Annotated in this window: 11 protein-coding genes; 5 read left to right on the top strand and 6 right to left on the bottom strand. The window is 48.5% G+C overall.

Features of this window, described 5'->3' with window-relative positions; genetic code table 11:
• Positions 1–66 precede the first annotated feature (66 nt).
• The 3 genes from EBB54_RS21845 to EBB54_RS21855 form a co-directional block, all read right to left on the bottom strand.
• Complete coding sequence (locus tag EBB54_RS21845; protein WP_125128980.1) at positions 67–627, bottom strand: glycerol-3-phosphate responsive antiterminator; 561 nt, start codon at positions 625–627, stop codon at positions 67–69.
• A 37-nt stretch (positions 628–664) separates the two neighbouring features.
• Positions 665–1,468: an HAD-IIA family hydrolase gene (locus EBB54_RS21850; protein ID WP_125128981.1), complete on the bottom strand. Its 804-nt coding sequence runs from the start codon at positions 1,466–1,468 to the stop codon at positions 665–667.
• A gap of 87 nt (positions 1,469–1,555) precedes the next feature.
• A complete protein-coding gene (locus EBB54_RS21855; protein WP_125128982.1) occupies positions 1,556–2,737 on the bottom strand; it encodes an NAD(P)/FAD-dependent oxidoreductase in 1,182 nt (393 codons plus the stop codon).
• A 613-nt stretch (positions 2,738–3,350) separates the two neighbouring features.
• Between EBB54_RS21855 and EBB54_RS21860 the strand changes: the two genes are divergently transcribed.
• On the top strand, positions 3,351–4,226 hold the full coding sequence (locus EBB54_RS21860) for a phosphodiesterase (RefSeq protein WP_004071258.1): 876 nt from the start codon (positions 3,351–3,353) through the stop codon (positions 4,224–4,226).
• Positions 4,227–4,279: 53 nt separating this feature from the next.
• A complete protein-coding gene (locus EBB54_RS21865) occupies positions 4,280–5,581 on the top strand; it encodes an MFS transporter (protein ID WP_125128983.1) in 1,302 nt (433 codons plus the stop codon).
• Positions 5,582–5,716: 135 nt separating this feature from the next.
• Here the strand turns inward: EBB54_RS21865 and EBB54_RS21870 are convergent, their stop codons facing one another.
• Positions 5,717–6,079, bottom strand: a complete 363-nt coding sequence (locus EBB54_RS21870) for a MerR family transcriptional regulator (protein WP_004071262.1) — start codon at positions 6,077–6,079, stop codon at positions 5,717–5,719.
• Positions 6,080–6,354: 275 nt separating this feature from the next.
• Between EBB54_RS21870 and EBB54_RS21875 the strand changes: the two genes are divergently transcribed.
• Both EBB54_RS21875 and EBB54_RS21880 read left to right on the top strand, forming a co-directional pair.
• A complete protein-coding gene (locus EBB54_RS21875) occupies positions 6,355–7,320 on the top strand; it encodes an Abi family protein (RefSeq protein ID WP_125128984.1) in 966 nt (321 codons plus the stop codon).
• Between the two features lie 168 nt (positions 7,321–7,488).
• The gene (locus EBB54_RS21880) at positions 7,489–7,857 is read left to right on the top strand and encodes a carboxymuconolactone decarboxylase family protein (RefSeq protein ID WP_125128985.1); all 369 of its coding nucleotides are present in this window, start codon (positions 7,489–7,491) and stop codon (positions 7,855–7,857) included.
• A 131-nt stretch (positions 7,858–7,988) separates the two neighbouring features.
• Here the strand turns inward: EBB54_RS21880 and EBB54_RS21885 are convergent, their stop codons facing one another.
• Positions 7,989–8,789 (bottom strand): ABC transporter permease subunit, encoded by an 801-nt coding sequence (locus EBB54_RS21885; RefSeq protein WP_125128986.1) that lies wholly within the window; start codon positions 8,787–8,789, stop codon positions 7,989–7,991.
• Entirely contained in the window at positions 8,767–9,600 is an 834-nt protein-coding gene (locus EBB54_RS21890) for an ABC transporter ATP-binding protein (RefSeq protein ID WP_125128987.1), read from the bottom strand. The genes EBB54_RS21885 and EBB54_RS21890 overlap by 23 nt, the downstream gene beginning before the upstream one ends.
• A gap of 231 nt (positions 9,601–9,831) precedes the next feature.
• Between EBB54_RS21890 and EBB54_RS21895 the strand changes: the two genes are divergently transcribed.
• Complete coding sequence (locus tag EBB54_RS21895; protein WP_125128988.1) at positions 9,832–11,916, top strand: oxidoreductase; 2,085 nt, start codon at positions 9,832–9,834, stop codon at positions 11,914–11,916.
• Positions 11,917–11,940: the final 24 nt, after the last annotated feature.

An 11,940-nucleotide genomic window follows, 5' to 3' on the forward strand; every position in this document is an offset into this window, starting at 1 on the left:
TCGCCGAAGGCAATTATAATGGGCTGGATACTGTTACTGGAGCACCCGTAGGGTGCAGACGTAATATCAGGCATACCACAAAGCATGATTTGTTGTAGAAACTGCGTCCGCTCCTGCGGACAAAGCCGTGATCACATGTTTCTTTTCGGAGAGAAGGCCGCCGGAGATCACAGGGATATCGATCAGGCCCTTCACTTTTTTTATGATATCCGGCATAATCCCGGGCATGATCTCTACGGCGCTGGGCGAGGACAGTTCGATCTGTTTTTCCAGGGAACTGAGTGCGATCGAATCCACCAGGAAGGTCCTCTGTATCGCGATAAATCCCTGCTTATGCGCCTCTTTTACAAGGTTCGGCTTTGTGCTTACAATTCCGTCCGCATCGGCATTTTTCAGTATAAATTCTACCGAAATGTCTTTGATTGTCATGCCGGACACAAAATCCATATGCACAATGGCTATTTTGCCGTGAGCCTTTACCTTCTTTACAATTTCCGTAATATTGCAGATCGTACCATATAGAATAAATATAATCTTACAGTGTGTTTTGAAGCATTCCTGCAGATCTTCATCGCTCCTGACCGCAGCAATCATTGGAAAGTCTTCCAGTATCTCAGCTAAATTCATTCCTCTCTCGCTCCTTTTTTCGTATTATTACGATATCTTACTTGTAATCCCTCAGCATTTCTGCCATCTCATACAAGCCTCCGAATACTGCGTCGGGCTTTACATCCGATTTTTCAATATCCGCCAACTGCGTCTCTCCGGATAAAACCAGAATCCCGTTGGCACCGTTATTTACACCGGTCTTTACGTCCGTGTAGATCCGGTCTCCTACAAAGCTGATATATTCTTTGGGGACTTTTGTCCTTTCCAGGATCATGTCAACCGTTTCTTTAAAAGGCTTGCCCAGATAATGCGGACTGACGCCGGTGGATAATTCGATGGCCGCGCAGATCGCTCCGCAGTCCGGAATGAACCCGTTCTCTGTCGGGCAGTTAATGTCGAGGTGGGTTGATAGAAACAGCGCTCCGTTCCGAATCAAAGTACACGCTCTAGTCAGTTTATCATAATCAAGCGTTTTGTCAAATCCAACAACAACAATATCCGCTTCGTCTTTGACCAGCGGAATGCCGTATTCCTGAAAATTTTTCTCCAGGGCCGGCGTTCCGAGCAGATATACTTTCTCTCCGGGGTGATGCTTCAGAAGATAGGCCGCGGTCACATCGCCGGATGTCATAATCTGATCCCTGGTGATGGAGCAGCCCATTTTTGCAAGCTTCTGTATATAATTATCGGCAGAATCCGAGGAATTATTTGTAAAAAAGAGATATTGCTTTCCCAGCCTTTCTACCTGTTCCAAAAAATCCAGCGACCCGCTCAGTATCCGGCCTCCCAGATAAAAGGTGCCGTCCATATCCAATACAAACAACCGGGTCTTTTCAAGCAATTCTTGTTTATTCTTCATAACTCATACTCCTTTTACTTCTCTTGTCGAATGAATTTTTTTACAATGCGGTCTGTGTTTTTTACGAAATGGCAATCCTGCGGTGAATTATAAACCTCCTCCTTCCTTCTGCTCTTCCCTGCCGGCCGCCGCAAATCCGGCAAATCCTTTTCTGCCCGGCCGGAAATGCTCTTTTTTCGCGGCATCAGCCTTTTTTGCAACCATTTCCGCCATATAGGCCCCAATCGCGGGAGCGCTGCTCAGCCCCGTGGATTCCATACCGGCGGCGTCAAAAAATCCTTCCGCGTCCTCTGCCTCTTCAAGGATAAAATCATCCTTGTCCTCATACGCCTCCAGTCTGGAAAAGGAGGCTGCCGCCTTGTGAAACGGGATGCCGTCCACACTCCACAGGGATTTTCCGTACGCTTCCGCAAGTCCCGCGGCCCCGGCAGCCGTGTCTGCCTGTTCCTCCTGGTCAGCCGCCGGCCCGACCAGCAGATTGCCCTGCACGGTGGGGGACACCAGAATCCCCCTGCCGTAAGCCCCCGGCAGTTGGAAAATGGCTGAGGTGACATGGGTTCCTGCTTCCTGATCCAGAAGGCAATATTCCACGCGGCGCGGCGTAATATGGAGCGTCCGGGCGCTGACCATATTGTGTATTTTGTCCGCATAAATCCCGGCCGCATTTACAACGTATTTCGCCCGGATCTCTTCCCCGTCTGCAGAAATGCAATAGACGCCGTCCTCCTTTCGGATTTCCGAAACCTCTGTATTCCTCATAAATTCCACGCCGTTGACAGATGCAGATTCCGCCAGCGCCGCCGTCATTTCGAAGGGACAAACGATCCCTCCTGTGGGCGCGTACAGTCCATAGGGGGATTTTTTTGTGATGTTCGGCTCTCTGCGCCCGAGTTTTTTCCTGTCCAGAAGCTTCAGCCCCGGCACACCGTTCATTTTGCCCCGGTCATGCAGCTCCAGCAGCCTGATCACGTCCGAATCGTCAAAGCACAGCACGATAGCCCCGTTTCTTATAAAGTCAAAATCCAGTTCTTCCGCAAGCTGGTCCATCATCTTATTTCCCAGCACATTCAGGCGGGCTTTCAGCGTGCCGGGCACGGCGTCAAAGCCGGCATGGACAACCGCGCTGCCGGCCCTGGGCATACCGGAACCTATCTCTTTCTCTTTTTCAATCAGGCAGATCCGCAGGTCATATCTCGACAGTTCCCGGGCAACCGCGCAGCCGACAACACCGCCGCCGATGATTGCAGCATCATAGTTCTTTGTTCCCATTGTAATCTTCTCCTTTGTATTTTGCGCTGCCCCGCATGTTTTTTCTGCGTTTGTCCTGCTCGGCCGCAGATCCCCTTTTCCAGGCTGTCCGGCATTTTCGGCAGATCCGTTTTTCCTCGAACAAAGGTGCACTTCGCACACTTCCGCGTTGTTACATTTTTAGCAGCGCAGCTTTTGTTCCGCGCGCGTAGCTGCGCATCCCCCGGAGGGTTTTTGTTCTATAGGAAAATTCGGAGAAGTATCCTATAGAACAAAAAACAAACAGAGCAAAGGGGTAGAATCCCATTCACTCTGTTTTTGGACACGACCTGGATATGAAAAAAAGAGCAATCCAACAGTCTCATAGTAATGGGATTCGGACGACTCTTAATCTCTTGCCTTAATACATAATATACAACGCCTGATCCGCAATGTCAATATCTACAAAAAAAATATAAAAATCTGAGGTTCATTAGTCAGAATAAATAATAAATTCGAAATTTATAGTTGACAGATTCTGAAAAAGCTGATATATTGGTTACACCTAGAGAAAATATAGAGAAAGGTAACTCACTTACAATGAGTCTGCCTTTCTCTATATTTTTTTATATTTCATACAAAAGGAGGAAAAATCATGCGTATTTTTCAAATTTCAGATTTCCATCTGCGGGGCGACGGCAAACTGTCCTTTCAGAAAGCGGACACCATCACTGCGATGAACCAGACCGTTGAATATTTTTTAAAATTAAAGGAGTATGAGCTGCCGGAATTTTTTGTCGTAACAGGCGACCTGTCCGAAGGCGGTACAAGAGAAGGTTATGAGATCGTACGTGAAGGACTCCGCAAGCTGCCGCGTCCATGCTACATCGTTCCGGGCAACCATGATAAGCGCGACTTCTATCTGGAGATGTTTGATGCGGAAACACCGGTTCAGGATGATATTAAGCCTTACATATGCTACACCATCGACGACAAGCCGGTCCGCGTGATCGTGATTGACACAAGTCTGCCGGGCTGCCATTACGGCGGGCTGTCTGACGAGGTAGCAGAGTGGCTTGAGAAGAAAATTGCTGAGTATCCGGAAAAGCCAACCCTGGTATTTACACATCATCCGCCGTTTGTAACCGGACTTCCGGCTATGGACGAAGGATTCGGCCAGGCGGACAGACTTGCGGCAATCTTAAATACTCATAAAAACGTTAGGCTCTGCTGCGGACATATGCATACCGGTATGTTCACACAGTGGCACGGGATTCCGGCGGTTACATGTCCTCCGGTTGCTATGCAGATGGAAGTGGACTTCCGTTCCAAAACCGGCCCGGACGTTACACCTGAGGAAGCTGCGGACAACTTCAAGGGCGGCGGAGACCGTTTCTTCCTGGGCAATCCGGCTTATCTGATTCACGACCTGCAGGGCGACCAGATCAATACTCATTATATGATCATCCCGACTGGCGCAGATTACTCCGGACCGTGGCCGTTCAAATACTATGAGGGTGAAGAAGACTAAGACAAATCCATTTGCTGCGCAAAGTGGTAACAAATTATGAGGGAGAACACATTATGGATAAAAATTTTAAAAAGACTGCTGCAATCACACTCTTTGAAAGCGCCGTACAATGGTACTGCTTCCTGCTCTACGGAACGGCGGCAGGAACGGTATTCAGCAAGGTCTTCTTTTCGATCAGCGGCAATGAAGTCACCGCTCTGATCCTTTCGTACATGTCCTTTGCGATCGGTTATATTGCCGGACCTTTCGGTGCGGTATTTTTCGGACACATCGGAGATAAAAAGGGACGTAAGTTCACCATGTATACTTCTCTGCTGATGATGGGAATTTCTACTTCAGTCATCGGACTGCTCCCGCCGGCGGAATCAGCGGGAATCGCTGTTGTATTTATCCTGCAGGCTATGCGTCTGTTCCAGTGCTTCGGACGAGGCGGTACCTGGGGCGGCGGAATCCTGATGGCTTACGAAAATGTACCGGAATCAAGGAGGAATTTCATTTCCTGTATCCCGCAGATTGGACTGCCTATCGGATTCGGCCTTTCTTCTATCCTGATCGCGCTGCCGAATTATTTTCTGGATGAGAGCATCTTCTTTACATGGGGATGGAGGATTCCGTTCCTGTCTGCCATCGTTCTGACTGTTATCGCAGTTCGCCTGAAGGGTGAAATGATGGAGACCGCGGACTTTAAGGCGGCTCAGGCAAAATTGGAGCAGCAGGAAGCTGAGGGTAAAAAGGCAAAAGTTGGATTTGTCCACATGGTTAAAAATTACTGGCCGACATTGCTTCTCGGAAGCGGAACCAGGTGGGTTGACGGAACGTTCTACAACATTTTCATCGTATGGATTCTGTCTTACTGTACGGGATGGCTGGGAATGCCTCTGATCCAGACCTATATCATTACAATTATTGCCTGCATTTTCAAAATCCCGTTTACACTGTTCGGCGGCTGGTGTGCGCAGAAGCTTGGCAATACAAAGACTTTCGTAATCGGCGCTGCATCGTCTGCTGTCCTGAGTATCCCGACCTTGAAGGTCATCGAGATCAGCGGCGGCAATCTCTGGGTTACGATCATCGGAGTTGTTCTTGGATGGAGTATTGCATACAACCTGATCTGGGCCTGCATCGGCTCCCTCTGGTCTTCTTACTTTGAAACAGAGGTACGGTATTCCGGAATTTCCTTCGTGTACCATGTTCCCAGCTTTTTAGTAGCGGGTATGGTTCCGACGATCTGTACCTTACTGATCAATTATGGAAACGGCGATACAATCTATGTTGGAATCTATTCCACAATCGTTGCACTGATCAGTTTGGTCTGCGCTGTTGTTCTTAAGAAACGTTTTGAGAAGGAAAAATAATTCTTCTTTTCGAAAAGTCACAATTTCCATTCATGCTGAAAACCTGCCGTTAGCGGGTTTTCTGTATGCGCTGGTATGCAAAAGCCATCCGACGGTTGTACCAAAATCGGCGGATGGCTTTTTATGCGAATGGGGTCAGGTCTTTCTTTCTTCGATCTTTTTCTCGTAAATATGGATCTTTTCGTCCAGATTGCGCAGATATCCCTCCCATTTTTTCTGTTCCTCCAATACGGATTCTCTGTGCCGGACCAGCAGGGCCATACGCTCCTCCACGGTGCTGTCGCCCTGATACCGCAGGTCGGAATAATGCCGGATGTCCCGGAGCAGCATTCCGGTATCTTTGAGACGCTGCAGGAATTTGACCCATTCGATGTCGTCCTCGCTGTAGTCCCGCCTTCCGGCCGGGTCCCGGTTTACACGCAGCAGGCCCTTTTTTTCATAGTAGCGGAGCGCGGAGGCGCTGATGCCTGCGGCTTCGGAAAATTTACTGATAATCATGGGGAACCTCTTTTCTGAAATTTATATTCATAATAATCTCTTTATTTGAATATACTTTAATATGGCAGCATCATCATAAGTAAAAATGATGTATTGAACTTTTATACTTGACATTCAGTCTCAATATGTTATACTACTTGTATAAGAGATTGCCAGTTTGTCCTCCGGTGTCCTTCGGGCCCGGGGGCTTTTTATTCCCGCGAAGCAACGAGTCAAGCAGCCATGCTTGCATGGATATTTGGCGACTGCCGCGGGGTCTTTAACTTGGAGGTACTATGGCTGAAAAAAATTATAAGTCCTATAGGCAGCAATTGAATATTCTCCGCTCCCGCGGCATGATAATCGGCAAGGGTTCCCAGGGCTCCCGCGCAATGCGCATATTAGAACGTGAAAATTACTACAGTATAATCAATGGCTATAAGGAGTTGTTCCTTGCCGAAAAAGCAGCCCCGGGTTCTGAGGAAAAATATAAAAGCGGAACCACATTTGAGGAAGTGTATGCTCTATATAATTTCGACCGCAATATTCGGAATATATATCTAAAATATCTTCTAAAGCTCGAAAACACATTCAAAACCGTAATCGCCCACGAATTTTCAGCATTATATGGCTATGATAATTATTTGAAAATCGAGAATTTTAACAATTCTACTGAAAAAAGCATCTCCTCTTCTATAAAATTAATCGGAGACATACAGCAGGAAATCGCCCGTCAGATGACCAAACACCATCAAGTCGTAACCCACTATATGACCGAGCATGGGTATATTCCGCTGTGGGTTCTTGTCAACGTTCTGACCTTCGGAAAAATCGAATATTTTTTCAAAAATATGAAGCCATCCGACAGAACCGCTGCAGCAAAACAATTTGGACTGCTGCCGGACGAGCTTTCAAAATTCATGCATATGCTTGCACTTGCCCGGAACAAATGCGCCCATGATGAACGCTTTTATGATATGAGATTTAAAGAACGAATCCATACCAAAAGTATTAAAAATTTTTCTGCACTCGGCATCAAAAGGGCTGCTGACGGCTCTTATACATATGGAACCAATGATACCTATGCCATAGCCATCATGTTTGCACTTCTGCTGAACAAAACCGATTTAAAGGAATTTGTCTCAGCAATGAAATCAGCCTTTAAAAAACTGCAGAAACAAGTTCATACCGTCCCTGCGTCGGAGATTTTGTTTATCATGGGTTATGGCAGCAATTGGGATAACCTGCTGAATTTAAAATAACCCCTTCTAACCTCTTTCCTGATTTTCAAAAAAATGCTTGACTTCGACTATAGTCTAAGATTTATCCTTTCCTCGAAAGCGTATGAACCGCAGCCCGCAGGGCACGGCCCCGTCTGCTGTTCTCAATTCGCTGTCATTTTATTCTATCAGATACGGAGGAAAATTCGAATGGAAAAAACAAGATTTGAAACAGGCATGGAACTTTTAAAACAGATCGACGGGCAGGGGGGAGAAGCGGTGATTCGTTCTCTGGAACAGGTCTCGCCGGATCTGGGGCGGTACATTGTGGAATTTGCCTTTGGGGATATCTATGCAAGGGAAGGATTGACCCTGCAGGAGCGGGAAATGATCACCCTTGCCAGCCTGCTCACTGCTGGGAGCTGCCACCCTCAGTTGGAGGTCCATATTGCGGCTGCGCTGCATGTGGGAATCAGCCCTGAGAAAATCCTGGAAACTTTCCTGCAGTGCATTCCATACACCGGCTTCCCGAAAGTGTTAAACGCGGTTTACTCTGCGAAGAAGGTATTGAAGCTCTAAAACCTGTCCCATATTTTTACACAGGATGAGGGTGTAAAAGACAGCTTTGCAGCGGCAGGTTTAAGAGCGGTTTCCGGCTGTTCCGGGAATGCAGGACCGGATTCGCCGGAAACGCTCATGGCCGCCGTTTGCTATATGTGCAGGTCTTTTTTGTCAAATATCATAATTCCCAATGTATAAAATACGACTGCACCTGCCAGAAGGACCAGTATGCCGGCGGCAGCACCGCTCTCCTTTGCAATGATGCCGTCCGGATGGAACAATGTGAAGAATGTAAAATATTTTGCTTTTTCCGCATCGCCGCCCACATTGGCAAGCATCTGCAGCACGTACATAAATATCGGAATCCCCGCCCCGAACGCCACGCTGTATTTTGTATCTGAAAATATGCAGGAAGAGAGAAAGCATATGCTCCCAATGAACAGATGGAGGCACAGCAGCCCGCCGTTCAGTATGAGAAGCTCCGTCACATCCAGTTCCCCCGGAAAACCGCTCATTGCGCAGATTATTTCCAGAATCGTGATGTAGAAAACCAGCAGCAAGATTCCGCTTACAAGCACCTTCATCTGGGTAAACGCAATGGTCCGCCGTTTTACAGGCGCGGCAGCCAGCAGAGCCATAGACCCCTTGTCCACATATTTTGCAATCAGGGCGTTTCCCCGCAGTATGCAGAATAACATGGGAAAAATCAGCAGTATAAATCCATAGAGGTAGGAAACCATAAATCCCAGAAGCGAAGCGGCATTTGCCGTCATACCGACCGCCGCCATTAATTCCGGCATGGCTTCCGTAAAGCTGTCCAGCGTTTTCATCAGTTCCGGGTCGTACATGCTGATAATCACGGAAACATACAGGGTAATGACCGCGGCGAAAATGATCAGCAGTTTTATGCTTCCTTTCATTTCACGTTTATACAGCGCCATGTTCATCATGCTTCTCACCTCCGTAATAGTTCATAAAGATTTCTTCCAGGCTTTGCTTCGTCGTCACAGTCACTTTCAATCCATCGCGCACCCCGTTGAAATCTGCAGCAAATGCTTCGGCGGCAGATTCATTTTCCAGGGTTACGGTGTAGCTGCGGGTATGGCGTTCACGCAGCGCCGCGGCAGCGTCAACAGCCACCATCCTGCCTGTCCGTATGATTCCGATGCGGTCGCAGGTTCGTTCCACTTCCTCAAACATATGGCTTGACATCAGGATCGTCTTGCCCTGTTTTTTTTCTTCCGCTACCAGATCAATGAACCTGTTCTGCATCAGCGGGTCCAGGCCGCTGGTTGGCTCGTCCAGAATCAGGATGTCCGGGTCATGCATAAAAGCGGCAACGATTCCCAGTTTTTGTTTCATCCCTTTGCTCATCTTTTTGATCTTGCTTTTGGGGTCCAATTCAAAGCGTTCCAGCAGATCCTCCTTACGGGTCTGTGAACCGATTCCGCGGTATTGGGCGATAAATTTCAAAAACTCCGCGCCGGATATGCCTTCAAAAAAACTGATCTCACCGGGTATGTAGCCCAGCCTTGCCTGCACTTTGTCCCTTTCCCTCCAGCAGTCCAGACCGTTTATGGTGCAGCTCCCTGACTTCGGTTTCAGAAACCCCATTAAATGCCGTATGGTGGTTGTTTTTCCGGCCCCGTTGGGCCCAAGAAATCCGAATGCTTCCCCCTGGTCCACATGAAAGGATACGTCAAACACACCTTTTCCGCCTCCATAATCGCGGACAAGGTTTTCGATTTTCATGGCGTTCATAGATACTCCTCCTCATATAATTACTTCTTCCTTGAATTTGTGGTTTGATCTGTTCGGTTAATTTAGAGTATATCGGTTTGTCTCAAAATTACAAGACCCCTTGATATGAAAATATAAATAATGCAGAAAAAAATCTGCCAGGTCTTTCCCGGCAGAATCTTGTCCCCGAATACCGGATGTGCTATAGTGGACATATAATTGCAGGCGGCTGCAGAAAAAGGAGGTATTTTTATGAGCAATCGCTATGAAACCCTGTTTACGCCGTTTAAGATCGGCAATTGCGAGATCCGCAACCGGATCGTGATTCCCGCCATGGAGGGAACCAACATCATCGAGAATATGTTTGTCACGAAGTACAATGAAAAGGCGCACGATTACTACATTGAGCGTGCTAAAAACAATGTAGGTCTTTTCATTCCCGGAATGATCCCTGTGTATTCCATGATGATGGGAAAATGGCTGCATAAGAATAAGAAAGCCTTCTGGCAGGCAGACCCGCTGATCCGGGAGATCCATCACAACGGGGCGAAAATTTTCTTCCAGCTCGGAGCCGGTTTTGCGGGCAGGAACTACACGCTTCCGGCACAGATGCTGAAGGTTGCGGGCAGCCCGGTTCTGAAAAAGCTTACCAATCCGCTGCTTCACCTCAACGAAATGATGGTCGCTCCGGACGACGGCCTGCCCATGGTCTGGGCGCCCCAGTTTTCCACCCGCGCGCTGACTGTCGATGAGATCCATGCCTATGTGGAAGGCTACGCAAAATCCGCAAAGCTGTGTAAGGAGATCGGAGTAGACGGGGTGGAGGTTCATGCAGTCCACGAAGGCTATCTGATGGACCAGTTCACACTTCCTTATATGAACCACCGGACGGACGAGTACGGCGGCTCCTTCGAAAACCGCTATCGTTTTGCGGTTGAAGTGGTGAAAGCTATTAAAAAAGAATGCGGAAACGATTATCCTGTCATGCTTCGGTACAGCGTGACTTCGAAAGCCATTGACTTTAAGGTGGGAGCCGTTCCAGGTGAGGAGTTTACAGAAATCGGAAGGGATCTGGCAGAAAGCGAAAAAGCCGCGAAATACCTGCAGGATGCGGGATATGACGCCCTGAACTGTGACAACGGCACCTACGATTCCTGGTATTGGGCTCATCCCCCGGTGTACATGCCGCTCAACTGCAACCTGGAGGAAGCAGAGCATATCTCCCGGTTTGTGGATATCCCGATCATCGTCGCAGGCAGAATGCAGCCTGACGCTGCGGAAAAATCCATTCAGGAGGGGAAGATTGACGCCGTAGCCATCGGAAGGCAGTTGCTTTGCGACGGCAAATACATTACCAAGCTGAAAGAAGGCCGGGAAGATGATATCCGTCCATGTATTTCCTGCCACAACGCCTGTCTCCCGGTTGCCTATTTCAAAAATTCGGGCGCCATTATGGACACGGCCGACGCTGCAACTCAAGGGCACTGCGCTTTGAATCCGAGAGCCTTTGAAGAGAAAAAATACAAACTGGTGAAAGCAAAATTTCCGAAGAAGATTGCGGTCATCGGCGGCGGAATCGCCGGAATGCAGGCTGCGATCCTCCTGTCTGAGAGAGGCCATCAGGTTGACCTTTATGAAAAAACCGATGCCCTGGGCGGCGTCTTTATCGCTGCTGCCGCTCCATCCTTCAAGGAGAAGGACAAGGAACTGCTGGCATGGTACCGCAGGAAACTGGAAGCTTCGTCGGTTTCTGTTCATCTGAATACGGAAGTCCGCAGTCTGAAAGATCTTTCTGCAGATAAATATGTCATTGCGGTGGGCGCAAAACCGCGAAAGCTGCCTGTGCCCGGCTTTGAAAAGGGAATCGAAGCCATCGAATATCTGAATGGGATCAAAGAACCCGGACAGAAGGTAGCCGTCATCGGCGGCGGGCTGACCGGATGTGAGATTGCCTACGACCTGGCTCTGAAAGGCCGGGAACCCATGATCGTGGAGATGACGGACGATCTGGTGAAGGCAGTGGGAATCTGCGCCGCCAATTCCGAATGCCTGCGTGATCTGGTGCGTTTCCATAAGATTCCGGTTTATCTGGAAAGCACCCTCAAAGAGATCCGGGACGGAAGTATTTTGATCTCTACGGTAAACGGAGATCAGGAAATCGCATGTGATTCGGTGATTCTCTCCGTTGGCTATACGCCTGACCAGTCCTTATACCGGCCGGCAGCCGATGGAAAAAAGGACGGAAACAGCCGTATTCATGTCCTTGGGGATGCCCAGGCGGTCGGAAACCTCAAGAAAGCCATCTGGGGGGCTTATGACCTGGGTGTCAGCCTGTAGCTTCAGTGCGTCCCGGTTTAACAT

Source organism: Schaedlerella arabinosiphila (genome assembly GCF_003885045.1).
GTDB lineage: Bacteria > Bacillota > Clostridia > Lachnospirales > Lachnospiraceae > Schaedlerella > Schaedlerella arabinosiphila.

Excerpts from the sequence above, each read along its gene's own strand:
- EBB54_RS21845 (WP_125128980.1), bottom strand. The coding sequence starts at position 627 with ATGAATTTAGCTGAGATACTGGAAGACTTTCCAATGATTGCTGCGGTC.
- EBB54_RS21850 (WP_125128981.1), bottom strand. The coding sequence starts at position 1,468 with ATGAAGAATAAACAAGAATTGCTTGAAAAGACCCGGTTGTTTGTATTG.
- EBB54_RS21855 (WP_125128982.1), bottom strand. The coding sequence starts at position 2,737 with ATGGGAACAAAGAACTATGATGCTGCAATCATCGGCGGCGGTGTTGTC.
- EBB54_RS21860 (WP_004071258.1), top strand. The coding sequence starts at position 3,351 with ATGCGTATTTTTCAAATTTCAGATTTCCATCTGCGGGGCGACGGCAAA.
- EBB54_RS21865 (WP_125128983.1), top strand. The coding sequence starts at position 4,280 with ATGGATAAAAATTTTAAAAAGACTGCTGCAATCACACTCTTTGAAAGC.
- EBB54_RS21870 (WP_004071262.1), bottom strand. The coding sequence starts at position 6,079 with ATGATTATCAGTAAATTTTCCGAAGCCGCAGGCATCAGCGCCTCCGCG.
- EBB54_RS21875 (WP_125128984.1), top strand. The coding sequence starts at position 6,355 with ATGGCTGAAAAAAATTATAAGTCCTATAGGCAGCAATTGAATATTCTC.
- EBB54_RS21880 (WP_125128985.1), top strand. The coding sequence starts at position 7,489 with ATGGAAAAAACAAGATTTGAAACAGGCATGGAACTTTTAAAACAGATC.
- EBB54_RS21885 (WP_125128986.1), bottom strand. The coding sequence starts at position 8,789 with ATGATGAACATGGCGCTGTATAAACGTGAAATGAAAGGAAGCATAAAA.
- EBB54_RS21890 (WP_125128987.1), bottom strand. The coding sequence starts at position 9,600 with ATGAACGCCATGAAAATCGAAAACCTTGTCCGCGATTATGGAGGCGGA.
- EBB54_RS21895 (WP_125128988.1), top strand. The coding sequence starts at position 9,832 with ATGAGCAATCGCTATGAAACCCTGTTTACGCCGTTTAAGATCGGCAAT.